Origin of the sequence: Flectobacillus major DSM 103 (genome assembly GCF_000427405.1) — a bacterium.
GTDB classification, from domain to species: domain Bacteria; phylum Bacteroidota; class Bacteroidia; order Cytophagales; family Spirosomataceae; genus Flectobacillus; species Flectobacillus major.
Genome location: NZ_KE386491.1, coordinates 5,344,623 through 5,370,384 on the forward strand (window position 1 = coordinate 5,344,623; position 25,762 = coordinate 5,370,384).

Annotated in this window: 19 protein-coding genes; 6 read left to right on the forward strand and 13 right to left on the reverse strand. The window is 38.8% G+C overall.

Going from position 1 to position 25,762, the window contains the following annotated elements:
• Positions 1–6: 6 nt before the first annotated feature.
• Entirely contained in the window at positions 7–651 is a 645-nt protein-coding gene (locus tag FLEMA_RS0164335) for a hypothetical protein (RefSeq protein WP_026997632.1), read from the reverse strand.
• A gap of 12 nt (positions 652–663) precedes the next feature.
• Entirely contained in the window at positions 664–1,479 is an 816-nt protein-coding gene (locus FLEMA_RS0164340) for a hypothetical protein (protein WP_044174125.1), read from the reverse strand.
• Between the two features lie 112 nt (positions 1,480–1,591).
• On the opposite strand from FLEMA_RS0164340, the gene FLEMA_RS75525 reads away from it, so the two are divergent.
• On the forward strand, positions 1,592–1,936 hold the full coding sequence (locus FLEMA_RS75525) for a hypothetical protein (protein ID WP_144080179.1): 345 nt from the start codon (positions 1,592–1,594) through the stop codon (positions 1,934–1,936).
• A 44-nt stretch (positions 1,937–1,980) separates the two neighbouring features.
• Positions 1,981–2,712, forward strand: a complete 732-nt coding sequence (locus FLEMA_RS75530) for a S8/S53 family peptidase (protein WP_144080180.1) — start codon at positions 1,981–1,983, stop codon at positions 2,710–2,712.
• Positions 2,713–2,801: 89 nt separating this feature from the next.
• On the opposite strand, the gene FLEMA_RS0164385 is transcribed toward FLEMA_RS75530, so the two are convergent.
• Positions 2,802–4,031 (reverse strand): DUF418 domain-containing protein, encoded by a 1,230-nt coding sequence (locus FLEMA_RS0164385; protein ID WP_044174131.1) that lies wholly within the window; start codon positions 4,029–4,031, stop codon positions 2,802–2,804.
• A gap of 404 nt (positions 4,032–4,435) precedes the next feature.
• Here FLEMA_RS0164385 and FLEMA_RS75535 point away from each other — a divergent pair, with 404 nt between their 5' ends.
• The 4 genes from FLEMA_RS75535 (at position 4,436) to FLEMA_RS75545 (ending at position 12,258) form a co-directional block, all read left to right on the forward strand.
• Complete coding sequence (locus tag FLEMA_RS75535) at positions 4,436–8,296, forward strand: pyruvate carboxylase (protein ID WP_159102746.1); 3,861 nt, start codon at positions 4,436–4,438, stop codon at positions 8,294–8,296.
• Between the two features lie 174 nt (positions 8,297–8,470).
• Positions 8,471–8,926 carry a hypothetical protein gene (locus FLEMA_RS0164505; RefSeq protein ID WP_026997639.1) on the forward strand — a complete coding sequence of 152 codons (456 nt, stop codon included), beginning with the start codon at positions 8,471–8,473 and terminating at the stop codon, positions 8,924–8,926.
• A gap of 255 nt (positions 8,927–9,181) precedes the next feature.
• Entirely contained in the window at positions 9,182–11,656 is a 2,475-nt protein-coding gene (locus FLEMA_RS75540) for an endonuclease MutS2 (protein WP_044175363.1), read from the forward strand.
• Between the two features lie 170 nt (positions 11,657–11,826).
• Positions 11,827–12,258, forward strand: coding sequence for an FKBP-type peptidyl-prolyl cis-trans isomerase (locus FLEMA_RS75545; protein WP_044174133.1), 432 nt, complete (start codon positions 11,827–11,829; stop codon positions 12,256–12,258).
• 58 nt (positions 12,259–12,316) lie between these two features.
• Here the strand turns inward: FLEMA_RS75545 and FLEMA_RS0164595 are convergent, their stop codons facing one another.
• The 10 genes from FLEMA_RS0164595 to FLEMA_RS0164700 form a co-directional block, all read right to left on the reverse strand.
• Positions 12,317–13,585, reverse strand: a complete 1,269-nt coding sequence (locus tag FLEMA_RS0164595; RefSeq protein WP_026998041.1) for an aminotransferase class V-fold PLP-dependent enzyme — start codon at positions 13,583–13,585, stop codon at positions 12,317–12,319.
• Positions 13,586–13,815: 230 nt separating this feature from the next.
• Positions 13,816–16,356: an FtsK/SpoIIIE family DNA translocase gene (locus FLEMA_RS0164605; protein WP_026998042.1), complete on the reverse strand. Its 2,541-nt coding sequence runs from the start codon at positions 16,354–16,356 to the stop codon at positions 13,816–13,818.
• Positions 16,357–16,567: 211 nt separating this feature from the next.
• A complete protein-coding gene (locus tag FLEMA_RS0164620; RefSeq protein WP_026997645.1) occupies positions 16,568–17,596 on the reverse strand; it encodes a quinone-dependent dihydroorotate dehydrogenase in 1,029 nt (342 codons plus the stop codon).
• 164 nt (positions 17,597–17,760) lie between these two features.
• On the reverse strand, positions 17,761–18,495 hold the full coding sequence (locus FLEMA_RS0164630) for a LolA-like protein (RefSeq protein WP_026998043.1): 735 nt from the start codon (positions 18,493–18,495) through the stop codon (positions 17,761–17,763).
• 275 nt (positions 18,496–18,770) lie between these two features.
• Positions 18,771–19,997: a TCR/Tet family MFS transporter gene (locus FLEMA_RS0164645; RefSeq protein ID WP_026998044.1), complete on the reverse strand. Its 1,227-nt coding sequence runs from the start codon at positions 19,995–19,997 to the stop codon at positions 18,771–18,773.
• 126 nt (positions 19,998–20,123) lie between these two features.
• Positions 20,124–21,038: a sugar phosphate isomerase/epimerase family protein gene (locus FLEMA_RS0164660; RefSeq protein WP_044174135.1), complete on the reverse strand. Its 915-nt coding sequence runs from the start codon at positions 21,036–21,038 to the stop codon at positions 20,124–20,126.
• 161 nt (positions 21,039–21,199) lie between these two features.
• The gene (locus FLEMA_RS77260; RefSeq protein ID WP_052354359.1) at positions 21,200–22,774 is read right to left on the reverse strand and encodes an OmpA family protein; all 1,575 of its coding nucleotides are present in this window, start codon (positions 22,772–22,774) and stop codon (positions 21,200–21,202) included.
• Between the two features lie 259 nt (positions 22,775–23,033).
• The gene (gene ahcY, locus FLEMA_RS0164685) at positions 23,034–24,350 is read right to left on the reverse strand and encodes an adenosylhomocysteinase (protein WP_026998046.1); all 1,317 of its coding nucleotides are present in this window, start codon (positions 24,348–24,350) and stop codon (positions 23,034–23,036) included.
• A gap of 197 nt (positions 24,351–24,547) precedes the next feature.
• On the reverse strand, positions 24,548–24,940 hold the full coding sequence (locus FLEMA_RS0164695; RefSeq protein ID WP_026997646.1) for a DoxX family protein: 393 nt from the start codon (positions 24,938–24,940) through the stop codon (positions 24,548–24,550).
• A gap of 20 nt (positions 24,941–24,960) precedes the next feature.
• On the reverse strand, positions 24,961–25,422 hold the full coding sequence (locus FLEMA_RS0164700; RefSeq protein ID WP_044174137.1) for a YHS domain-containing (seleno)protein: 462 nt from the start codon (positions 25,420–25,422) through the stop codon (positions 24,961–24,963).
• Positions 25,423–25,762 lie beyond the last annotated feature (340 nt).

Genomic DNA, 25,762 nt, shown 5'->3' on the forward strand with positions numbered 1-25,762 from the left:
AATAGCTTAGACTTTGTTTTTTTTTCGGGAAACTAAAAAGCCAAATGCAAACAAAATAGAGGCAAGGGCATTGCCAACACCAGCAATACTATCGAAGAAAAAGTATAAATCGAGCGATGTTTCTATAAAATGATTTTTGAAAGCATTTGAAATAAGGGTGAGTGTTCCAAGTGTCCAAAACCCCAAACTCATCCAAAAATAACTATTTCTATCAATCATTCTCGATTTGATATTCAAAATCTCTTTGTTGATATAAAGTGTTGCATAAATAATCATGGCAAGGTTGTACAAAATAAGCGTATAGGTATTAATCGCATTGAATCCCCGAATCATAATTTCTGTTATAATGCCCGTACTAAACAGCCCCCCTACAATCAATAATATTACAGGAGGTACTATTTTGGTAGATAGCTTGGTATAATAAAAGGTAAAAATCCAAAAACAAATAATGGTACGAATAGGGTACAAAAAATGGTTTTTGATACCATAAGTGGCTAAAAAAAAGGCAGCGAAGTCTTTTAAAAGTATTACTATCAAAAAAAGCTGAATTAGCTTATCGGTTCTGGCGAGTTGCTTGAACCGATAAATGCTAATTCCTATAGGAAGTAATATAAACGTATAGAAAATGTAATAGAACGATGTATAATCCATAATTTACATAAATCATCCTTTGGGTCTACAATTGATTCTTGGAGGGCAGTCAAAAGGGTCATTTGGTTCGATATTGGCATCGAAAAAGTCAAAATGAATGCCTGTTACTTCTGGCGAGTCCATGCGTAAACAAATAATTTGTCCGTTGGTTGAATGAGGCGAAAAAGAACTCATTCCAAAGGTAAATCTAATCTGAACAGCATCGCCGAGATACTCTGTTTTGGTCAAAATAGATTGAAAAGTTTTTCTACCAATGGTATATCCTTTTACCAACATTTCATCGGGATTCGTAATTGTACTTTCAAAGTTATCAACAAACCGAAGGAATTCTTGATGTGTAATGGGCTTTTTTATACTGCCGTTTAAAAAATGCTTTGTTTCTCCATTAATTGTTAGCAAATTATCAACCGTCAAGTCGGGGTCTATGATAGGATTATTGCTTTGGAAACTACCCGTTGTACACAAAACGTGTGTACCTCCACTCCCCAAAGGGGCATTGATACCAATACAAAATTTGAGAGCATTACAATGACAAACCTTAATGAAGTCGAGTAGTGCCAATATATTCTTTTTCTGTACTACTATTTCGAGGTTGTTGGCCTGAAGTTTTTCTAAGCATTTGGCTTCGTTGGGGTTGTAATAAATAAACCCATTGTTATAAATAAGGTATCTTTTAAAATCACTTACTCGCTCTGGCCAGCTAGAGGTGATTTCAAAGGTACTCATGTAATCTTTTCCTTGTAGATTGGGATTGGTATATTGAACTGGTTTATCTGTCCAGTCTTTAGCAAAGACTTCGCAGATTTCTGCATTAGAAAATATTTCCATAGTGTAAAAAAAGGCCGTTAAATAAATTAAAGATTAAAGAGCTCAATTTTAGGGATTAAATTACGGGGAAGCTAAAAATACTTATTATTCGGCATGAAAATAGAACAGCAATATGAGAATGATTCAAGTAGGTGACCTCGTTTATATTCCCGACCTTTCGGTGGTGGATGAAAGTTATTTTTATATTGATCATCTTGCTCAAATACGTAGATTGACCAATACCTGTTTGCCTATTCATTCAGGAGAAGAACCTCTACTGAAGTTTGCTTGGGTGTTTTTCGACGAAGTACGTTTGTTAGATGACTCAGCCCTAGAGCGTCTTGCTACAACAGGTTTTGCCTTTGGCTTATATTTTGTATTGACCAACCCTAAGCGTGAAGCCCTTACCCAAAATGATATAGAAGATTTTATCCTAAATTTTCCTCATATACAGTACTGCTCATCTTATGGCAATTGATGGTACGTTTTTACACAACTTTATACCCTTTAATCGCTAAAGTATTGATAAGAAAACTGATATACCTATGTGAACCCAAACAGAGCGTTGCCAATCGCCCCTTTGTACATCGGCGGTTGCTTCGTAGTGCTTCAGATAGGCAGATAGATGCCCATTCGGCTGCTACTATAGAGGCTGTTGAATATGAAAGAAATCAAGGTGTTTTTACTGACGACGAACTGTATCTATTGAATGTACACTTTCCACAAGGAAATAGTCAAAACGATATTAAAGACCTATATTTGGCTTTTTTGCATGTATTTTTGATAGCTGAGCCAACAGACATTGTATTGGTGAATATGTCTTTTTCTATCAACAATATTCAGTATCCATTTGTATACGACCCACTGATTTTTGAGATGAGCAAAACGCTTATGGCTCGGAATATTTTAGTGGTGATGTCGGCAGGCAATAGCCAAAAAGACCTTAATTTACTAACCCAAAACGACACAAGGTTGGGTCATATCAACAACCTCCGTCAGCCTATTGCTAGCTCTTTTTTTACTAAGAATGAATCGAGTATAGTTGTAGGGGGGGAAGGCTCTAATTTTGGCGATATAGTTGACTGCTACTTTGCACCACTGCCGCAAATACTACTAGGGTCTAGGATTTTTGGAGGTAGTTCGGTAGGTGCTGCTCGTTTGGTGGGAAAAGTTTTACAGATTCAGGCCAAAGAATCTTCTCCGCTGAATACTCAGGCGTTAAAACAACGATTGTATGCTCCTAATCGTATTTGAAAAAACTATTTTACATACTACATAAGGTATAATAAATATAAACTATCCCTAATCCTGGAACTAGGATTAGGGATAGTTTATATTTATTATTATCGTTTCATTTTTTGCCATTGCCAATACGTAGCCGAACGCCAGAGCCATTCTATAGGGCCATAGTAATATTGACTGAGCCACCATTTACTAAAAAATATCTGTCCAATAAATATCACAATTCCTAAAACAAAACACCACGCAGGGCTAAAGTTACCAGCCAAACCAAACCCATAGCCATAAAACAAAAGTATACCGATGGTACTTTGAAGTAAATAGTTGGTTAAAGCCATTTTGCCAATATACGATAGGTTGGTCAGCACTCCTTGCCAGCTTGTCTTACTCAGCAGCAGGCTAAAGCCAGTTATATAAAACAGAGTCATGGTACAAGAATGAACAGAAAACAATAATTCAGCAAAGGCATTGAACCACGTAGGAAGTTTTTCATAGGGAATCGTAAATTGAATCGTTAAAAATAAGGCAACAATCACTACGTTGAGTACCAAGGTAAGCCACAATGTTTTGCGAAAAACGGGTTTCAGTGTGTCCAGATGCTCGAATACCTTTTTACGACCCGCCAGCAATCCCAATAAAAAGAAGCCAATTGTTACAAAAAATCTACCAGAGTTCCACTGAAAATCAGCTTTGAAAGCAAAATCCTGAAAGTTTTGATGGAGTATAGCCGTGTAAGTTCCAGTCTTTAGGGTTTGGTAGTTTTTATTATTTTCGATATTAGCTTTTTCGTTTTCTTGTTTTTGTATCTTTTCTGTCTTGGGCTTGTCGGGGTAATACAACTTATAGGTATTTTTGAGTAAAATAGGCGTATTAAGACATAATAAAATGGCTAAAACTGTTATAGTATTACTGTTGAAATAATTGAACAGAAGCAAGAATACTCCTGCTATGGCATAAATACCCAGAATATCGCCTCGCCAGTGAATATGATGAATAAAGCCAATAATAAACAAAAGCACCAATCGCCAAAGAAAACGGCGGTTGAAGTGGGTATCGTCTGGTTTTCTTTGTGTAAATTGAAGAGCAAAGCTTACACCAAACAAGAATGAAAAAAAAGTATAAAACTTGCCTGATATAAAGATACCATCAATATAACTAACCACCGTCGAAGCCACATCGTGTTGATATACCTGCCACACTTTTTCGGGAATAAAACCAGCAATAAACCAGCCAAGAGCATGAGCTAGTACAATACCTAAAAGGGCCGTACCACGAAGGCCGTCTACTATGGCAATGCGTTTTTTAAGAGGAGAAGAGATTGTTTGAAGGTTCATCGTAAAAGGGGTTAAAGGTCAAATATCTGATAAGATGTAAAATGCCGTAGAAAAGTTGCGTTGAATCCTGTTTTTTAGAGCAGTGGCAAATACGTGTGATATAAGGCCAATGAAAAGGGTGAATTAGAGAGAGTATATACACCTAAAAACAAAAAATAAAAGCCAAAATTGTGAATTATAAATGCCCGATCGGGTATCTTTTTGTACCTAACCAGAACAAAATTGCATCTTTCTAATATAAGCCAAATTTTCTTGTGAAAGTTTGGTTAAATACCCAATTTATTTTTGATTTTTGTATGATTTAACGAGACTTTATTCTGTTTTATTAGTATCCAGGAAAAGAAATGGCTAAATGCCATGTATATTCTTGGTAGTTCAAAACTCCAAACTGACAAACTCAAAAAATGCCACAACCATACGTCCAACAAATCAATAGCTTACTAATCGCCAATCGTGGTGAAATCGCTATCCGTATCATGCGTGCTGCCTCTGAGTTAGGTATCCGTACGGTTGCTGTTTACACATTTGAAGACCGCTACTCGCTGCACCGATACAAAGCAGACGAAGCATATCAAATTGGTAAGAATGATGAACCTCTGAAACCTTATCTCGATATTGAGGGGTTAATCAAACTATGTAAGGAGAAAAATATTGATGCCATTCACCCAGGTTATGGTTTCTTATCTGAAAACGTAACATTGGCACGTCGTTGCCGTGAAGAAGGTATCAAGTTTGTAGGGCCTTCGCCCGAAGCCATGGATGCCCTTGGCGACAAAGTAGCTGCCAAATCGGCCGCTAGAAAGGCGAATGTGCCAATGATTGAGGATTCAAAAGTAGATTTAACTTCTTTTGAGATTGCTCTTTCTGAAGCTAAAAAAATCGGCTTTCCCGTAATGGTAAAAGCTGCCGCTGGTGGTGGTGGACGAGGAATGCGTGTGGTACGTGAAGAGGAGGCTTTAGAAAAAGCTTTTAGTGAAGCGAAAAACGAAGCAAAAAATGCTTTTGGCGACGATACTATTTTTATCGAAAAGTTTATCGACCAACCTAAGCATATCGAAGTTCAGCTACTGGGCGACCAACACGGTAATTTGGTGCATTTATACGAAAGAGACTGTTCGGTACAACGCCGTTTCCAAAAAGTAGTGGAGGTGGCTCCGTCGGTGGGCTTAAAAGAAGAAACCAAACAGAAACTTTACCAATATGCTTTATCAATTGGTAAAGCTGTAAATTATTATAATGCTGGTACTGTTGAGTTTTTGGTTGACCTTGACGAGAATATTTACTTTATCGAAGTAAACCCTCGTGTACAAGTAGAACACACTATTACTGAAGAAGTAACAGGTATTGATATTGTACGTACACAATTGTTGATTGCCCAAAATTATAAGCTCTCAGACCCTAATATCTATATTCTTCGCCAAGAAGATATTCCATTGAAGGGTTATGCTATTCAGTGTCGTATTACTACCGAAGACCCAGCCAATGGTTTCAAACCCGATTTTGGTACTATTATTGCCTATCGTAACGCTGCTGGTTTTGGTATTCGTTTAGATGAAGGCTCGTCGTATCCAGGGGTTAAAATCTCTCCTTATTTCGACTCAATGTTGGTGAAGGTATCGGCCAAAGGTAGAACCCTCAAGGGAGCTTCCGAGCGTTTGTTACGTGCCCTTACCGAATTCCGTATTCGTGGGGTAAAAACCAATATTCCGTTTTTACGCAATGTAATTCAACACCCAATTTTCCAACAAGGAAAATGCGTGGTACAGTTTATAGATTCACATCCCGAGTTATTTGATTTTACCACTACCCGTGATCGCTCTACCAAAGCATTACGCTATTTGGGCGAAGTGGTAGTAAATGGTAACCCAGACGTAAAAGTAAAAAATGAAAGAACTTTCAGAACGCCAGTAATTCCTGCGTTCGATGAGTATGCCGAATATCCATTAGGAAACAAACAACGTTTGGATTCTATGGGGGCCGACAAATTTGCCCAATGGGTAAAAGACCAAAAGCAAATTCTGTACACCGATACTACCTTCCGTGATGGTCACCAATCGTTGTTGGCTACACGTGTACGTACCCGTGATATGCTGGCTGTGGCCGAAGGTTTTGCCAAAAGCTTCCCAGAATTATTCTCTATGGAAGTTTGGGGTGGCGCTACCTTCGATGTATCAATGCGTTTCTTGAACGAATCGCCTTGGAAACGTCTCGAAGCCTTCCGCGAAGCTATGCCAAACATGTTGTTGCAAATGCTTTTCCGTGGCTCTAATGCTGTTGGTTATTCGGCCTATCCCGACAACTTGATTGAAAAATTTGTTGAAAAATCTGCAGAAACGGGTATCGACGTATTCCGTATTTTTGATTCACTCAACTGGGTCGAAGCCATGAAGGTGTCGATTCGTGCAGTACGCGAAAGAACCAACGCTATTGCAGAAGCATCTATTTGTTATACTGGCGATATTTTCAATAACGAAAAATATACCCTTCAGTACTACCTAGATATGGCTCGTCAGTTGGAAGACGAAGGAGCTCATATTTTGTGTATCAAAGACATGGCTGGTTTGTTAAGACCTTACCAAGCTCAAACTTTGGTAACTGAATTGAAGAAAGCCGTGGCAATTCCTGTGCATTTGCATACACACGATACGGCATCTATTCAGGCAGCTACTTACTTGAAGGCTATCGAAGCGGGTGTCGATGTAGTTGACTGTTCGTTGAGTGCTATGTCGGGCTTAACGGCTCAGCCAAACTTCAACTCGGTAGTGGCTATGATGCAAGGCAACGAGCGTGAATGTCCTATTAATTTGCCATTGTTGAATAAGTATTCTAACTATTGGGAAGATATTCGTCAAATCTATTATCCGTTTGAATCTGAACTAAAAGCTGGTACAGCCGAAGTTTACGATAACGAGATTCCAGGTGGACAATATACCAACCTTCGTGGTCAGGCTATTGCCTTGGGTGTAGGCGACAAGTTTGAGCAAATGAAACTAAATTATGTAGAGGCTAACAAACTTTTTGGTGATATTGTAAAAGTTACGCCATCGTCGAAAGTAGTAGGTGATATGGCTATCTTTATGACAGCCAATAGCTTAACAGCCGAAGATGTATATGCTCGTGGTTCAACGCTTTCTTTCCCCGAATCGGTAAAAGATTTCTTTAAAGGTGGCCTTGGACAGCCTTACGGTGGTTTCCCTAAGCAGTTACAAGAAATTATCTTGAAAGGTGAACAACCTTTGGTAGGCCGCCCGAACGATACAATTCCGCCAATTGATTTTGAACAGGATTATGCTGCTTTTGAAGCTAAATTCCCAGAAAATCAAGAAGGATTCCTTGATTACCTTTCGTACAAAATGTATCCGAAAGTGTATGAAGACTATTACAAAGCCCAAGAAAGCTATGGCGATGTTTCGGTAATTCCTACCAATGCCTTTTTGTATGGTTTGAAACAAGATGAAGAAATTATGATTACTATCGATGAAGGAAAAACTATCATCGTGAAGTTTTTGTATACTTCCGAACCAGACGAATCAGGTTTGCGTACTGTAACTTTTGAATTAAATGGCCAAGCTCGTCGGATCAAAATTTTAGATAAGAATATCAAAGTTATACGTCCTCAACACATCAAAGCTTCGGTAAAAGGTGATATTGGTGCTCCATTACAAGGCCGTTTAAGCCGTATTTTGGTAAAACCGGGCGACGAAGTGAAGAAAAATGCTCCGTTGTATGTAATTGAAGCCATGAAAATGGAATCGATTGTATCATCGCCATTTGAGGGAGTTGTTTCGAGGATTGTACTCAACGAAGGTACAGTTGTTGAACAAGAAGACTTGGTATTGTCGGTAGAAGAAGCCGTATTGCCAGAACCAGACAAAGAAGAGTTCTTGTTTGTGTATGGTACGTTAAGAAAAGGATATGGCAATGAATTACACAAATTGATTGCCCGTAATTCTGAACTTATCGGTATTGCCAACTACCAAGGCAAAATGTATAATATCGGTGAATATCCGGGTATTGTTCCTTCCAACGACACCGCCGATCAAGTAAAAGGCGAATTATATAAATTAACAAATCCATTGCGTTTGGTGAAAATTTTGGATGAATACGAAGAATTCTATCCTGAAAACGAAGCCGATAGTATTTTCCTTCGTAAATCTATTCAGGTAGAAGTTGACGGAAAAACGATTGAAGCAAATGCGTATTTGTACAACCGCTCGGTTGATGGCTTATCTGTGATTACAACAGGCGATTTCTTAAACCAATAGGTTGAGGCTTTAGCTTGATTATACCAACCCCTCAGGTAGCAATGCTTGAGGGGTTTTGTTTTTTAGGGTATTTAAACCCAACTGTATAAATGTCTTGAGTAAACCATCTAACTTTTGCTAATCAATATATTTGCATTATCTTGCTTACTTACTAAACTATAAAAACAGATAAGAATGAAACTGATAACAAAAACTAGTTTGGCACTATTGGCAGTAGCTATGATGTCGTGTGCCAATCAAAAGAATGAAACGCCAAAGCTTGAAGGTACATGGAAACTAATATCAGGAACTTTGATAGAAAAAGGCGATACTACCGTAACCGATTATACCCAAAATACATCTTTTATCAAGATTATCAATCCTTCTCATTTTGCTTTTTTACAACATGATTTAAAAAAAGGGAAAGACTCTGCAGCCGTATTTTCGTCGGGTGGTGGGCGTTATACGCTTATCGACAGCCTTTATACCGAGCATCTCGAATACTGTTCGGCACGAGATTGGGAAGGAAACGATTTTACTTTTACGATTACCATCAACAATGATACACTTGTCCAAAGTGGTGTCGAGAGAATAGAAGCTTCGGGTATCAATAGGCTAAATATAGAAAAATATGTACGGATAAAACCCTAATATGAGCAACGATATGTTTTTAGGTATTTTGGCTCAAAATAGAAGGCTTTTTCTGCTACTTAGGGTATTTTTAGTGGATAGCCTTCAATTTAAGATATATTCCAACTAGATAGGTTTTTGTTTTCGCCAAAAAGGTTTGAACTTTGTATTTTAATTGGAAGTTTACTAAATATAGGCTATTTACTTTCGATACACGGTTGGTATTTCAACAACAACGACAAGCCAAACCAACCGCCGAAAGACCACACAAAAGATATGTTATACCCCCAAAATATAGAACAAAAGTTAGGTTTCGACCGCATCAGAGAACGGCTTAGCGAATTATGTATTAGTCCTTTGGGAAGGGCTTTTGTAGAAAAAATCCGCTTCTCTGATAATTATGATTTGGTTCAGAAAATGATTCGTCAGGTAGACGAAATGAAGGATATTATGCAGTTTGAACCACAGGCTTTTCCTTCTCAAAACTACCTAGATGTCAACTATCAACTGTCGAAGGCTGCTATTGAAGGAGCATTTTTGTCGGAAGAAGAATTTTTTGACCTCAAATTATCCCTTCGTACCATTCAAGAATGTCTTCGCTTTTTTGATAATAAAGAACCCGAACAATACCCACAGTTGAGGGAGTTGTTGGGAACGGCTTTTCAGAACCGAAGCGACAAAAATCAGGAAGAGGTAATACCCCAAAAAGACCCTAAGTTAGAAATTAGAGGTATTTTGGATGCTTTAGATAAAATCATTGACGACCGAGGCAAGCTCAAAGATAATGCAAGCTCCGAGCTACAGGCTATCCGAAGACGCTTGTTGGTACAAGAAAACGATTTGCGTAAAAAATTGGATAGTATCTTGCGAAATGCTCGTAGCAATGGCTGGATTACCGACGACTTTTCGCTGACTTTGCGAAATGGCCGTATGGTGATTCCTTTGGCTGCCGAACACAAACGCAAAATCAAAGGTTTTGTTCATGACGAATCAGATACAGGTAAGACCGTATTTTTAGAGCCTACCGAAGTCCTAGAAGCCAATAATGAAATTCGAGAATTAGAGTCGGCCGAACGACGTGAGATAATCCGAATTTTGATGGAACTAACCGCTCGTTTGCGTCCGCAAGTGCCTACCCTAAAACGAGCTTATACTTTTTTGGGAATTATTGATTTTGTGCGAGCAAAAGCATGTTATGCTGTTGAATTAGAGGCCATTGCTCCATTGAGTGTCAATAGCCAAATTGTAGATTGGAAAAATGCTCGCCATCCTATTTTATTAGCTTCTTTCAAAAAAGCAGGAAAATCGGTAGTACCCTTATCTATTACGCTCGATTCCGAAAATAGAATATTACTGATTTCTGGGCCTAATGCTGGGGGTAAATCAGTTACCCTCAAAACCTTGGGGCTGATTCAGTACATGTACCAATGTGGTTTGCTTGTACCAATGGCTGAGTATTCGACCATCGGTATTTTTAGGAATATCTTTATTGATATTGGCGATGAACAGAGCTTGGAAAACGACCTAAGTACCTACAGCTCGCACCTTACCAATATGAAGCACTTCCTGGTACATTCCGACCGTAAAACATTGTTTTTGATAGACGAATTTGGAACAGGTACAGAACCAACTTTAGGTGGTGCAATAGCCGAGAGTATTCTTGAAGACCTCAACCGCTCAGGAGCTTATGGTGCTATCAATACCCACTATACCAACTTGAAGGTATTTGCCGACCGTACAAGTGGGCTTATCAACGGAGCAATGCGTTACGATGCCGAACACCTAGAACCGCTCTATGAGCTAGAAATAGGTAAACCAGGTAGTTCATTTGCTATTGAAATTGCTTATAAAATCGGCTTACCTAAATCGGTAATAGATAGGTCGAAAAATAAAATTGGAAAGCAGCAAGTGAGTTTTGAAAAACTGGTGAAAGAGTTGGAAATCGAGAAAAAGGTTTTTGCCGATAAAAACGTTGAAAATGCCCAAAAACAACGTCAACTCGACCAACTGCTAGAACAATACCAGTCGTTGAAAAAGTTTTTGGATACCGAAAAGAAAACGATTCTGAATACAGCCAAAATTCAAGCCAAAGAATTGGTGAAAACGGCTAATCAAAAGATTGAAGCTACTATCAAGGAGATTCGAGAACAAGGAGCTGACAAATTGGTTACTAAAGAAGTACGACAGGATTTGCAAGATTTTCAAGAAGCTTTGGTTGTTGAAAAAATAGCTGTTGCCAATTCGCCAGCCAAAGAAGAGCAAGAAAAAGATGTTGTAGAAGTGATAGGAGGCGATATTATAGTAGGCTCATTGGTAAGAATAAAAGGGCAGGAAGCTTTGGGCGAAGTATTGGCGATTCGTGGAAAAGATGCCGAAGTGGCAATTGGTGATTTGAAAACAACCATCAAAACGAATCGTTTGGAACGTGTATCAAAAAAAGAATTTAAACAAAAAACCTCACCAAAAGCCAAGTTGACAGGAATTGATATGAACGAAAAAATCCAAAATTTCTCGTTCAATCTCGACCTTAGAGGCAAAAGAGGAGAGGAAGCACTGGTAGATGTCGACCGTTTTATGAACGATGCTATCATGGTAGGTTATGACGAACTCCGTATCGTACATGGCAAAGGCGATGGTATTCTAAGGACCCTGATTCGTCAGCATTTGCGAGGATACAAACAGGTAGCCAAAATGGAAGACGAACACGCCGACCGAGGAGGAGCTGGAGTAACTATTGTGAGAATGAGATAGTAAAAATAGGCTTTGGGGCTTAGCCCTTGTGCCTTTTTCAACTTTTCTTTTTATTTTCTAAAAATATTCTCCGACCTTTGAGGGGTTAAAGGCTATAACCTCAAGGCAAAGCACAAATGCCTAGTGCTTATAGCCTGAAAGCATAAAAGATTCAATCAAAATAAACTACAATGGCACAAGCAAAAGCGGGCGATAAAGTAAGCGTCCATTACACAGGTAAATTAACTGATGGAACTATTTTCGATAGTTCGGCTGGACGTGAACCTTTAGAATTTGAATTAGGTACAGGACAAGTTATCAAAGGGTTTGATGATGGTATTACTGGCATGGCAATTGGTGAGCAAAAAACTGTACATATTCCCGTTGACGAGGCTTATGGCCCTGTAAATCCAGAATATATGGCGGTGTTCCCTCGTAACGAAATCCCTTCTGATATTCCTTACGAAGTAGGTATGCAATTAAATATGCATCAAGACGGAACAGGCCAAGTAATGCCTGTAGTAGTAAGTGAAGTAACAGAAACTACCATTACTTTAGATGCCAACCACCCATTGGCTGGTAAAGATTTGATTTTCGATATTGAATTAGTAGCAATCGGATAATTGATTCAAAGTATATGAAAGATGAGGATGTCTTCTTGAAGGCATCCTCATCTTTGTTTTAGGCTTTAGCCAGTTCTTTAAGGGCTTTGACAAAGGTATTGAGTTCGTCCAGATTGGTGTACAAATGCGGTGTAACCCGTACTCCAAATACGCCTGCATAGCCGATAGCTACCGTAAATATCTTATAGTTTTGCATAAGCTTTTTGGCTAAGTCGGCAGGAGGTATTCCTTTTATTCCAACATTGGCAATAGCACATGAGCGTTGAGGGTCTTCGGGGGTATTTAAAGTAATATTTGGGATATCCCTTACTTGCGATGTCCAGTAGTTTTGGAGGTATCTCAGGCGAGCCTCCTTGCGGGCAATGCCAATCATCTGATGAAAGTCAATGGCATCTTTAATAGCCAAATCGGTAGCTACAGGATGTGTACCTGTATGATTGAGTTTTCGGATATCATCATCTTGGTAGCCCATGTCGCCAAAGAGTTGCCAAATAGGCTTAATTTTATCTTTTTTAACATACAAAATACCCGCTCCCAGCGGATTCCCCAACCATTTATGCAAACTACTTCCGTAGTAATCTACACCCCCCAAATCATCTATCTTAAAGTTTAAATGGCCAAAAGCATGAGCCCCATCTACCATTACTTCCACACCATGACGATGTGCCATTTCAGTGATTTTTTTAACAGGTAAAATATGACCAGTTATATTAATAAGATGACAAATCATTAATAGGCGTGTTTTGGGAGTAATAGCTTTTTCATAAACCTCCACAATTTCATCATCAGATTTTGGATGAAGGGGTACCGAAATAACTTTATTGACCATGCCGTATCGCTTGGCCTGAAGTTTGAACATATCCAACATAGCACCATAATCATGTTCGGCCATAAGGGCTTCGTCGCCAGATTTCCAGTCAATACCGGCAATAATGGTATCTAGCGACTCGGTGGTATTGCGGGTAATAATTAGCTCTTCGGGTTGACAGCCCAATAGCTCGGCAAGGAGCTTTTTAGAAGCTAATTTGTCATCAAACTGGCGGGTTCGCATATAATATGACGTAACCGCATTGATGTCGCGAATATGTTGTTGGTATTTTTCTAATACAACCTTAGAGGCCATCGAATAATATCCATTTTCGAGGTGAATAAATTCTTTGGGTGGGGTATAAGCAGTTCTTATTTGTGACCAAAAAGCTTCATCTTCTGCTAATTTAAGGGCAGGAATATGCTCATTTTGAGCCAAAACCTTTTGTAAATCTAATGAGGCTATTGCCGCTATACCTGTAATGTTTTTGAGAAATTGACGTTTGCTGAGGGAAGACATACAACAGAAAGTATAATAGTGAAAAATTACAAAGGGAATATACGAAAAAAGGATAATCCTTTCTAAAAAAGATTATCCTAAAAGCTTGAATATGAGTGGAAATGCTTATGTGTTGAGTAAAGATATATAGAAGCCTTTTAAAGGTATTGCAGGGTAGTTTGATAAAACAATAAACTTGGTATATATACTGGTTTCCTCAATGAGTATTCTTTTATGAGGTTAAGCTATTTTTACAATTCTTTCAACATCCTTTCCAAGGTATCTAAGTCTTTTACCAGCACTTCTCTGGCTTTTGACCCTTCAAATTGCCCTACAATGCCAGCAGCCTCAAGTTGGTCAATTAAACGTCCAGCACGGTTATAGCCAAGTTTCAAACGGCGCTGAATCAAAGAAGTAGAACCTTGCTGATGGGTTACAATCAAACGAGCCGCTTCGTCAAAATATTGGTCTCTATTTTTAGGGTCAAAATCGCTTTTTTCATTTCCTCCGTCAGAATCGCCTTCAAATTCGGGTAGCATATAGGCCGATTCATAGCCTTGTTGATTGCCAATAAACTCACAAACATCTTCTACTTCGGGGGTATCTACAAAAGCACATTGCAAACGAATAATATCTGAACCCGTCGAAAGCAACATATCGCCCATACCTACTAGCTGTTCGGCACCACCAGTATCCAGAATTGTACGTGAGTCAATTTTGGAAGTTACCTTGAACGATAAACGAGCAGGGAAGTTAGCCTTGATTGTACCCGTAATAACATTGACCGAAGGCCGCTGCGTTGCAATAACTAAGTGAATTCCAATAGCACGAGCCAACTGTGCCAAACGAGCAATAGGCTGCTCAACCTCCTTACCTGCGGTCATCATCAAATCGGCTAACTCATCTATTACCAGTACAATGTACGGCATATAATAGTGGCCTTTGTCGGGATTGAGGCGACGATTGACAAACTTGGCATTGTATTCTTTTAGGTTTCGGCAACCTGCATCTTTCAATAAATTATAACGGTTGTCCATTTCGATACACAAAGAGTTGAGGGTATTAACCACTTTTTTGGTATCGGTAATAATAGCCTCGGCCGAGTTGGGAAGCATCGCCAAGAAATGCCTTTCTATTTTATTGAATAGCGTTAATTCTACTTTTTTAGGGTCGACCAATACAAATTTTAATTGCGACGGGTGCTTTTTGTACAACAACGACGTAAGAATCATATTTAAGCCTACAGATTTACCCTGTCCTGTAGCCCCTGCCATAAGCAGGTGAGGCATTTTGGCGAGGTCGGTCATAAATATATCGTTGCTAATGGTTTTACCTAAAACAATAGGTAAGTCGGCCGTAGATTTCTGGAATTTCTCAGACCCAATTACCATTTTTACAGGCACCATTTCACGATTTTTGTTTGGTACTTCAATCCCAATTGTACCTTTCCCCGGAATAGGAGCAATAATACGAATCCCTAAGGCCGCCAAACTAAGAGCAATATCATCCTCAAGGTTTTTGATTTTTGAAATTCTTACACCAGCATCTGGAATAATCTCGTAAAGTGTTACAGTAGGGCCAATTGTAGCCTTAATATCGGCAATACCAATACCATAATGCCCCAAAGTATCCACAATTTTATTGGAATTGGCCTTGAGTTCTTCTTGTGAAACCTGTGCTTTGCCCATATCGTAGTCTTTCATAAGGTCGAGGGTTGGCAATTGGTAATGAGGTAGGTCTAACATAGGGTCGTAAAGGCCAAACTTTTTAACAAGCTCATCGCTAGCTTCATCTTTTTGCGAGGCTAGTTGTTTGATTTCGTCTTCGGTTTCGTCGATATTTTCAGGAATATCATCTTCCATTACATTTTCGATAGTCAACGAAAGTTCTTTTTTGAGTGTTGGTACAGTATTTATGCTATTGGCAACTTTGGCTGTATCATTAATTTTGGGTGTAACCACAGGAGGAAGAAACGGGCGAATTACTTCTTCATCAATATTATCTTCTCTGATTACCATATCATCTTCGTCGTGTAGGGGCTGAATTTCGTCCAAATCCTGACGAACACGCTGGATATTCTTAGCTTTGGCTATATCGTCGGTTGAGTTATCATGATCATCTGGCAAATCCTTGGGTTCTTTTGGAGTGGTAATACGTTCTATCCAGTGGATAATACCCTCAGTGCCATAAAACAAAGCAATAAAGGAAATCAGTACAAAAAGAATCAGAAGAATCGAGAATCCACCAAGCAAGTTGTATAGGTATTCATTAAGATGATACCCAACGCCACCACATAAATCGCTCCAATTGTCGGCAATATGAAAAAGTAACACCCAAAAGCCCATAAAAGAGCTTCCCCATAGCATATAAAATAAGGCTTGCCAAGTAAAGCTTTCGAGAGGAAGTAGTTCTTTTTTGAAAGAAATACGGAAACCCATCACAAAAGTAAGAGGTACTAACCAGTACGATGAGATACCAAAATAACGAAGAACAAGTAGGTCGGCGAGTTTTGCTCCAAAAACACCAAAAAAGTTTTTAGTTTTTTTACCTGTTTCTTCCAGATTTGCAAAAGCGGCATTGAGTTCACTTTGGTCGGCTTTACCTGTAAAAAGGTGCGACGTAAAAGAGAAAAACATAAAAATAGCAAGGAGCATCAGTACCAAGCCCGCTACAAACTGAAACCTAGTGATATTCAAGTTGCTCATGTCAAAATTAAAAGACATGGGTTTACGCTCGGATTTCACTTTTTCCTTAGGTTTGGTTTCTGGGTTTCTGGGTATATTTCTTGCCATAATATTAATTCAAGTATCAATGTACAATGTTACTTTACCTAATTGATAACTGATGAAATACTCATTTAGTACAATTAGATAAGATAAGAATTGTGAATTCAGTAAGGGATATTTAAGCTACTATCTCAAAGTTCGTAACTTTGAGATAGTTTTGCGAGAAAAAGAGCAAAAAAATCCTAAGAAGCTTTTAATAGGTAACAAACGGTTTGTTCTACAAATGTTGAGCCAAATAACGATTGATTTGACTTACCAAAGCTGGGCCTTCGTAAATAAAGCCTGTATAAAGTTGGATTAAGTCTGCTCCTGCATCTAGTTTTTCTTTAGCATCTTCTGGCGAATGAATCCCCCCGACACCAATAATCGGAAACGATTTACCCGATTGGGTAGCCAAATACCGAATCACTTCTGTAGAGCGTTGTGTAACGGGCTTGCCACTAAGGCCGCCCATTTCTTGTACCAAGGCAGGTTCAGACGCCAAGCCTTCTCTCGAAATAGTAGTATTGGTAGCAATTACACCCGCAATTTTGGTTTCTTGTACAATTTCAATAATATCATCGAGCTGCGAATTGGTCAAATCTGGGGCAATTTTCAACAAAATAGGCTTTTGTTTAGGGCGGCTATCATTGTTGTTTTGCAAGGTTTGGAGCAACTGTTTCAGAGGCTCTTTTTCTTGTAAAGCCCTTAAATTGGGCGTATTGGGCGAGCTAACATTTACAACAAAATAATCAACCACATCAAAAAGTTCGTTGAAACAAATCGTATAATCATTTACAGCCTCTTCGTTGGGCGTTACTTTGTTTTTACCAATATTTCCTCCGATTAAAACGGAGCTATTTCTTTTTTTCAAGCGAGCTACAGCGTCTTTAACACCGTCGTTGTTGAATCCCATTCTATTGATAAGGGCTTCGTCGGCTTTTAAACGAAATAAACGAGGCTTGTCGTTGCCAGGTTGAGCCTTTGGGGTAAGTGTACCAATTTCAATAAAGCCAAACCCCATAGCCGAAAGTTCATCGACAAGTACAGCGTTTTTATCGAAGCCTGCTGCTAAGCCTACAGGATTTTTGAACGTAAGCCCAAATACCTTCTTGGCAAGTTTAGGATTTTCATAATTATAAAAAGCCTTGAAAATGCTAGGAACAAAAGGGATTTTGAAAAGGTTTTTTACCAAACTAAAAGTAATATGGTGAGCCTTTTCGGCATCAATTTGGAACAAAAGTGGCTGTAAGAAAATTTTGTACATTGTGTCGTTTGAATCTAATGGGCCTAAAATAGGAGGCTACGAGGATTTGAAAAGGAAAAACAATTATACAAAATTACAAAAACCCCAAAGAAAAACCTCACAGGCATCTAAATTACCTGTGAGGTTCTTACAAAAATTAATAGAAAAGTACTAAACGCTTTTCTTTATTTTTTAGCGGGTTTTTTAAAGATAGCTTCGTCAACCGTAGGATTCAACTTGATTGAGTCAATTTCGATAGTCATATTACCTCCCATTGGGCTAGGCATTTCGGTAGTGTGGGCAAATACCAACCCTTCTACTTTCTTGAAATCCGAGAAGCTTATTTCAACATCCATTTCCTGTCCATTCACTACTCTTTTACCTGTTGTTTTCAAGATAAAATATGTGCTTGGCGAAATAAACAAATTAGAAACATCTCCATTTTTTTCGGTAAGTTTTAATTTGTAAGTTTCTACATTATCCACTTTTTCTTTCCCAATATATTCTATTGTAGCACCTTTTTCTTTGTAACCTAACAATGCACCACCAAACTCCATTTGCCCTTTCGACTGCTTTACTACAGCCCCTGGGAGGTCTTGTGGTTCGCCATTGCCACCCATCATAGCAGGCAGGATTGTCCAACCTTGGTCGCCTTCAATAGCCGTTACAATTTCTTGTCCCATTACCGATACTTCGCTGCGAAGCCCCTTGCCTGTAACAATAATAGTTTTACTTTGCAAATCCATACCACCCATCGACATCTTGTTTTTCAACTCGATACTTTTGATAGCTTTCCACTTTTCGGCACCACCCATAGCTTCAATATGTTTGGCAACGATTTCGTCGGCTGTTTGAGCAAAAGAGGCAACTGTACTGGCAACAACAACCAAAGCAGAGGCGAACATTCTTGTAAATTTCATTTTTTTGTTTAGTTTTAGTTAATAAGGTAAATAACAGGGTAATGTAGAAATTTGAAATTCAGCTAATGCTAGCCTACATCATCAGTTTTGGTTTTAAAATTACCTGATAATTAATTATTTTGTCTCAAAACTCAACACCCATAATTTAGCACTTGTAATTAGATTTATAATGCTAGGATGATAAAATAGCAAATTACCAGTGAAATGTAATGACTAAATAGAAATATATCAAATAGAATGATGATAAAAAGCATAAATCCATGATAGATGGAAACTTAGGCTTCTTTAGGTACGGTTGTTTTAGGAAAAGACTTAAAAGCAATAAGAAGTCCTAAAAATGCTAATATCCCGCCTGAAAAAAAGGCCGCTCCTGGAAAATGAATAGGAGCACTGGGTGATGAAAAAAATCTAAATAAACTAGAGGCCAATATTGGACCAATAATAGCGGTCATACTCACAATACTGGTAAGCCCACCTTGTAGTTCGCCTTGTTCAGATGCCCCCACTTGCTGTGACATAACCGATTGGATAGATGGCCCTGCAATACCTCCCAGTGCATAAGGAATCATAATAGCGTACATCATCCAGCCTTGCCAAGCAAATGAAAATAGGAAAAAGCCTAATCCCCAAAACAATAAGCCTACAAAGATAGATTTCTTTTCGCCTAGTTTGGGAATAATAACTCGGCCCAGATACCCTTGTACAAAAGCTACCATAACTCCTACAAAACCTAATGAAAAGCCGATTTCTCGTTTGTTCCATCCAAAGGTTAATTTAGTGAAATACGCCCATGTGCTTGGGTGGGTTTGACCAGCCAATTGGATACAAAAAAGTGCAATGGCAAGCCCCAATAATAAAGGGTATTTCTTGATTTGGAGAAGCGAACCCACAGGATTGGCTCGTTTCCAGTCGAACGGGCGACGGTTTTCTTTTGCAAGCGACTCAGGTAAGATAAAATACCCATATAGCCAGTTGATAGCCGTAAGGCCAGCGGCGGTAAAAAAAGGTAGTTTGATATGAATTTCACCCAAAACACCACCTAATACAGGGCCAATAATAAAGCCTAGACCAAAGGCTGCTCCAATCATACCAAAGTTTTTGGCACGATCTTCGGGTTTACTAATATCGGCTATATAGGCACTTGCTGTCGTAAAGCTTGCTCCTGTAATACCTGCAATGATTCGGCCAACAAATAGCCAAATGATATTAGGAGCAAAAGCCAATATAAGGTAGTCGATACTAAAGCCCAATAACGAACATAAAATAATGGGACGACGACCGTACTTGTCGCTAAGGCCACCAATAACAGGCGAAAACAAAAACTGCATTATCGAGTACGAAGCCATCAGTAACGACCCATATATAGCGGCATTGGCAGTGCCACCCCCCACAAATTCTTCGATAAGGTCGGGCAAAATAGGAATAATAATACCGATGCCAAGCACATCGATAAGCATAGTAATAAAAATAAAGAAAATAGCTGGGGTGCGTTTGTCAGACATACAGAAGAGCAGTGGCTGCTAGTGAAATGGGTTGAAAACAATTGTCTGGCAAGTTAATGACTTTTTTGGGCTAAAAAAACAGAGATTGGAAGGTTTACCTCCCAATCTCAATAACTTTATATTGGCTTAAAGTTTTACTTTTAGGGTATTTACCAAATAGTTTTTGCTAATAGTAGCCGATTCTAGTGGGGTACGGTTTGGTTCGGGAACACCGTCGAGCTCTACAACAGCCCATTTGTCAAACTTAATTTTGGCCAATGCTTTAAATACAGCAGGAAGATTGACATTCCCTTGCCCTAGCTCTACAAATTTATATGCTTTTGGGTTGTCTGGTTTTTCGGGAAGTGGTGATTTTACATCTTTGATATGCAAGGCAAAAAGGCGATCTTTGTATTGTTCAACAGCTTTTTCGGGTTGTCCGCCACCTTGATGATAATGGGCTACATCTAAAAGTAGTTTTACCCATTTTGGATTAGTTTCCTGTATTAATATATCTACTTCTTCGGGGGTTTCGCCCCATTGGTGCATGTGGTTGTGATATGTAGTTTGAATACCCAAATCAGCCGTTTGTTCTCCAATTTGATTCATTACTTTGGCCAATGCCTTTAGCTCGTCGGTAGTAGGGGCTTGATTGCCTTTCCGAAGGCTATTGGTTAGCTGAATGGCATTTCCGCCAAGGGCTTTGACAAAGCTAGCGTGCGCAACATGATAATCGACATTGCTGGCAACACGAGTTGGGTCTACTTCAACATTGCCACTCGAAAACATAGCAAGACTAAGGTTGTTTTCTTGAATTTTGCTTTTAAGCTCCTGTACTTTGGTTTTGTAAGTATCATAAGCATTGGCTCTTAGTTGAACCCCCTTAAAGCCCAAAGATGCAATTTGGCTCATGGCATCAAGGTCTTTACCTCCCCACGTAATGGCCGAATAGGCCATTTGGATAGAGCTTGGTTTTGAGGCCATTAAGGCATGAGAAACCAAAGAAGCAGCCCCTAAAATGCTAACCTCTGTAATAAATTGGCGACGGTTGATAGATGACATATTCGGTAGTGTTTTCTGCTAAATAGTGAATAAGAAAAGCGATTTATCACCAAAAGAATATTTAGGTAGATATATACTGAACTTAATTATCAATCTCAGCTAGGGCGTTGGTCTTGAAAAGGCAATAACCTTATCGTATTACCCCAATACCTCAATAGACCCTAAAGTCTGATAAACTCTACACGTCTATTTTTCTTTTTTTGTTCTTCCGAGTTATTAGGAGCAATAGGGTCGAGTGGCCCACGGCCAACAGCTTCGAGACGAGACGCAGCAATACCTCTTGTTGTAAGATAGTTGATAACAGCCCAACAACGGTCTTGCGAAAGCTTTAGATTAAGGTTAAAATCGCCTACGTTGTCGGTATGGCCTCGTATTTCGATTCTCAAATTAGGGTTTTCTACTAACAATTGTACAAGGTAGTCTAGCTCTTTGAATGACTCTTCCCGAAGAATAGGGCTACTTTGGTCAAAATAAATATTGTTAAGAGGAATGGTTTTCCCTTGTTCGATAATACCAAATTGTTGCGAGGCAATAATATCGTTTGTAGGTGTGTGGGCTACAACAATTTTCTTTTTTTTTAGGTAAAAATCTTGTTGGAAAACCTTAGATTTAATCATATTGAGTGGTACAAAACGAGCATAATAAGGCTCGTATCCTTCAGCCTTGATCTGAATCGCATACTGTTCGTAAGGTAATAACTCAACAATAGGATACAACCCCTGCAAACTAACAGGCATGCTTTCTTTATTATCAAGATTGATTATTTTAAACTGGGCATTGTTGAGTTCACGATTAGGGTTTTCGCCCCAAGCTTTCAGGATGAAAGTGTATGTTTTTCTCTGTAATCCGAAAATGAGTTGTTTCTGGTTGAGAAGCGAATCACCGATAAAATAGCTTTGTTTGAAGGGTTCAAACCCACTTGCTTTTAGGTCAATATGGAGGTCTTCGCCTTCTATCAGTAAAACCTTGAAGGGCGTTTCGTCAACCAATTTAAGAGGCTCACGGTTGAGCGAAAAAGGAACAATATCTTTTGTCAGAAAGTCTTGGGCATAAATAGCCACAACTGTACTTGCTTTTTGGATAGGCCGCAACAAAAACGATACCGTTGTATTGTTATGACTGCTGTCGAGTCGGATAGTTTGGGGTTGGTAGCCATCGGCTACACATTCTATTGCAAAATGCCGAATGTTGTCGTTGAGGCTCAGATAGGTGAGTGGTTGAGCCTTTACTGGCCGAATCTTTTGCAAATCATCAGTATGTGTATTTCTGATAAAATAGGTAGGTTTTTTGAGCAGTTGCTTACTAACGAAATCAAGAGCATTGAGTCGTATCTGAAAGGTTTCTTTTTCTAACAGAGCTTCAAACTCATACGCTTTACCAAGAGACGTTACCAATATCTGAAATTTGCGAGAAATAGTTTGATACCCCGTAACTCTTGCTTCAATTTCGAGTCGTTCGGCTTCATGAAAAGTCAATTGTTGCAAGCCATTAGGAGCAAGTAGCGTTTTGAATTTATTCTCTTGTGCCGACTTGATAATAAATGTACCAGCAAGTTTTTTACGGGTGTTTTTATCACGTAACGACATTCTTAAAACAGAAACGGGGCCACTGCCGAGTGCCGAGTGGAGAGACAAGGAGGTGTCTATGGGTACTTGACTCGAAATTTGGCCCAATACCATCACTGATGTACTCAATACTAAAGCACAGAATAAAAATACAAGTAACTGTTTAGTCATGAACAAAGATTTACAGGATATTCGCAAAGTTTGTTAGGTACAGAGCTTGACTAATGATTTGATAGGGTTATAGTATTGATTGTGAGATTTTTATATGATTGATTTGTCACTACAATCGATAAGGAAACAAGCAATAAATATAGGGTAAAATAAGTAAACAATCTTGAATTTCTCAAGAATAACCTTGTATAGAACTGCTAAAAGAAAACCTCACCAACATGCTGCTGGTGAGGTTTTCGAGAAAGGATTTTACAAAATCCTAGTAACGGTAATGTTCTGCTTTGAACGGCCCCTCAACAGTTACACCAATGTAAGCAGCTTGTTCATCATCCAAAGTTTCTAGCTGAGCACCAATATGAGCCAAGTGCAATTTTGCTACTTTTTCGTCAAGGTGTTTAGGAAGAATATATACTTTGTTTTCGTATTTTCCTGGGTTTTGCCATAATTCAAGCTGAGCCAAAGTTTGGTTACAGAAAGAGTTAGACATGACAAAAGAAGGGTGACCCATTGCACAACCAAGGTTTACCAAACGACCTTCAGCCAATACAATAACTTCTTTACCTTCGATATTATACAAATCTACTTGAGGTTTGATTTGTTCTTTTGTTGAGCCATAAGCCGAGTTTAACCAAGCCATATCGATTTCGTTGTCGAAGTGACCAATATTACAAACTACAGCTTTATCTTTCATTGCTCTGAAGTGACGTTCACGGATAATATTTACGTTACCAGTAGCAGTTACAAAGATATTAGCACGAGTAGCTGCCTCGTTCATAGTAACAACTTCAAAGCCGTCCATTGCTGCTTGTAAAGCACAAATTGGGTCGATTTCTGTTACCAATACACGACATCCAGCACCACGCAAAGATTCAGCCGAACCTTTACCTACGTCACCATACCCAGCCACAACAGCCACTTTACCAGCCAACATCAAGTCGGTAGCACGGCGGATAGAGTCAACCAAAGATTCTTTACAGCCGTATTTGTTATCAAATTTAGATTTAGTAACTGAATCGTTTACGTTGATAGCTGGCAAAAACAACGTGCCATTTTTTAAACGCTCGTACAAACGGTGAACACCAGTTGTAGTTTCTTCAGACAAACCTTTGATATCAGCAATAAGCTCAGGATAATTGTCAAATACCATGTTGGTTAAGTCACCACCATCGTCAAGAATCATGTTCAATGGTTTACGGTCTTCGCCAAAGAAAAGCGTTTGTTCGATACACCAGTTGAATTCTTCTTCGTTCATTCCTTTCCAAGCATATACAGGAATTCCTGCTGCTGCTATAGCTGCTGCTGCGTGGTCTTGTGTCGAGAAAATGTTACAAGACGACCAAGTTACATCAGCACCCAAAGCTACCAATGTTTCAATCAAAACCGCAGTTTGGATAGTCATGTGCAAACATCCAGCGATGCGAGCACCCGCCAAAGGTTTTGAATCACCATATTCAGCACGAAGTGCCATCAAACCAGGCATTTCGGCTTCAGCCAAACGAATTTCTTTACGACCCCATTCTGCAAGGGCGATGTCTTTTACTTTGTACGGAACGTACGATTGTGTTGCAGTTGACATTTATTTTTTGCTTTTTATTTCTTTTTGCTTAGAGATTACGGCTTATCAAAATAGAAAATTGAATGAACCATAATCTTTATAAAGTACAAAATTAGTAGGTTTTGAGAAGATTTTAAAAGCAAAACTATAAATCATTTGCTATGCTCTTTAAAAATAGATAATATAAAATATTTTAGGTGTATTTTGATAAAATATATCTAAAATGTAGCTATATAATAGATAATTTCGTTTCTTCTACTCCAGATTGTGAACAGGTTACAAAAAAATACGATTAGTGCATAAGCAAACAGCAATCCACCATCGTCTTGTATTTCAATTCCGAGGATGGCAAGATGAGCTACAATAGCCCCTGAAATAATCCCCAATGATAGCAACGCTCCCAAAATGGCTGTTCGTGGAATAAGCAAAAGTAGGGCTGCAATAAGCTCAGCAATACCGCTACCGATTCGTCCGTAGGGTTCAATGCCCAATTTTGAAAATATATATACCGACTCGGGAGCGGCGGTAAATTTAAAGAATAATGTTTGGAGTAAAATGATAGCTGCAATAATTTGGGCAGCCCATTGTAAAACAACCGCATATTTTTTCATGACATGGTGTGTTGAGGAGTTTAAAAAATCTTTTTCCAATTACTATCGGCTTTGGCTTTAAGGATTTTTTCCTCCTTATTCCATTTGTCGAGGGTATTATTCAAAAAGGAATGGTAATATAAATAGAGTTTCCCATCTATTATTTTATAGGTTTCGGGGTCTATTTCTACTTTTTCGCCCGTAGCACCCATAGCATAGGCACACCAGCCACCATATTGTGGCTCAAATTGACTAGGGTTTTGTTTGAACCGAGCCAAGTTATCGGCCGTCGAAAATAAGTATTCAATACCTTGATAGCTGCTCCTCAATGAAGTTTTGCCTTTGAGGGGTTTTTTCTGAATAAAATAACTAACAGGGTCGTAGCCCGACAAAGCGATTCCTTTGTCGAGATTAAAACCTTGCTGTCGATGCAGTGGGTTTTCTTGAGAAAATGAGATAAAACTAATACACGCAAAGGCGAAAAATAAAAGAGACAATTTCATGATTGTATGGCTTAATGATTTGATACCATAAATTTAGCTGAGTACAGCAAGATGAATTGTCGGTTATCTGACGGATTAAGAAAAACAGAAATACCAGTCGAAATGTTTTTGAAGGGTGTTATAGATAGAAATACAAACAAAATACTAATTTTGTGTGCCATGCCTACATGATTGATTCAATTCTGCCAAATTCTTGCAAGTTCGATGGTTATATCATGAGACTTTTAGACCTTTTGCTTTTACAAGAAAAGGTATTATTCTGTACAAGGTAGTTTTAAATGCTATTGCAGATTAGGATTTTTTGAAGCTGGATAAAATGAAATATTTTTATTAACTCTAC

Coding starts and splice junctions, on each gene's coding strand:
- FLEMA_RS0164620 (WP_026997645.1), bottom strand. CDS start 17,596: ATGTACAAAATTTTCTTACAGCCACTTTTGTTCCAAATTGATGCCGAA.
- FLEMA_RS0164505 (WP_026997639.1), top strand. CDS start 8,471: ATGAAACTGATAACAAAAACTAGTTTGGCACTATTGGCAGTAGCTATG.
- FLEMA_RS0164605 (WP_026998042.1), bottom strand. CDS start 16,356: ATGGCAAGAAATATACCCAGAAACCCAGAAACCAAACCTAAGGAAAAA.
- FLEMA_RS0164335 (WP_026997632.1), bottom strand. CDS start 651: ATGGATTATACATCGTTCTATTACATTTTCTATACGTTTATATTACTT.
- FLEMA_RS0164630 (WP_026998043.1), bottom strand. CDS start 18,495: ATGAAATTTACAAGAATGTTCGCCTCTGCTTTGGTTGTTGTTGCCAGT.
- FLEMA_RS77260 (WP_052354359.1), bottom strand. CDS start 22,774: ATGACTAAACAGTTACTTGTATTTTTATTCTGTGCTTTAGTATTGAGT.
- FLEMA_RS0164385 (WP_044174131.1), bottom strand. CDS start 4,031: ATGAACCTTCAAACAATCTCTTCTCCTCTTAAAAAACGCATTGCCATA.
- FLEMA_RS0164660 (WP_044174135.1), bottom strand. CDS start 21,038: ATGTCATCTATCAACCGTCGCCAATTTATTACAGAGGTTAGCATTTTA.
- FLEMA_RS0164695 (WP_026997646.1), bottom strand. CDS start 24,940: ATGAAAAAATATGCGGTTGTTTTACAATGGGCTGCCCAAATTATTGCA.
- FLEMA_RS75540 (WP_044175363.1), top strand. CDS start 9,182: ATGTTATACCCCCAAAATATAGAACAAAAGTTAGGTTTCGACCGCATC.
- FLEMA_RS0164700 (WP_044174137.1), bottom strand. CDS start 25,422: ATGAAATTGTCTCTTTTATTTTTCGCCTTTGCGTGTATTAGTTTTATC.
- FLEMA_RS75525 (WP_144080179.1), top strand. CDS start 1,592: ATGAGAATGATTCAAGTAGGTGACCTCGTTTATATTCCCGACCTTTCG.
- FLEMA_RS75535 (WP_159102746.1), top strand. CDS start 4,436: ATGCCACAACCATACGTCCAACAAATCAATAGCTTACTAATCGCCAAT.
- FLEMA_RS0164645 (WP_026998044.1), bottom strand. CDS start 19,997: ATGTCTGACAAACGCACCCCAGCTATTTTCTTTATTTTTATTACTATG.
- ahcY (WP_026998046.1), bottom strand. CDS start 24,350: ATGTCAACTGCAACACAATCGTACGTTCCGTACAAAGTAAAAGACATC.
- FLEMA_RS0164340 (WP_044174125.1), bottom strand. CDS start 1,479: ATGGAAATATTTTCTAATGCAGAAATCTGCGAAGTCTTTGCTAAAGAC.
- FLEMA_RS75545 (WP_044174133.1), top strand. CDS start 11,827: ATGGCACAAGCAAAAGCGGGCGATAAAGTAAGCGTCCATTACACAGGT.
- FLEMA_RS0164595 (WP_026998041.1), bottom strand. CDS start 13,585: ATGTCTTCCCTCAGCAAACGTCAATTTCTCAAAAACATTACAGGTATA.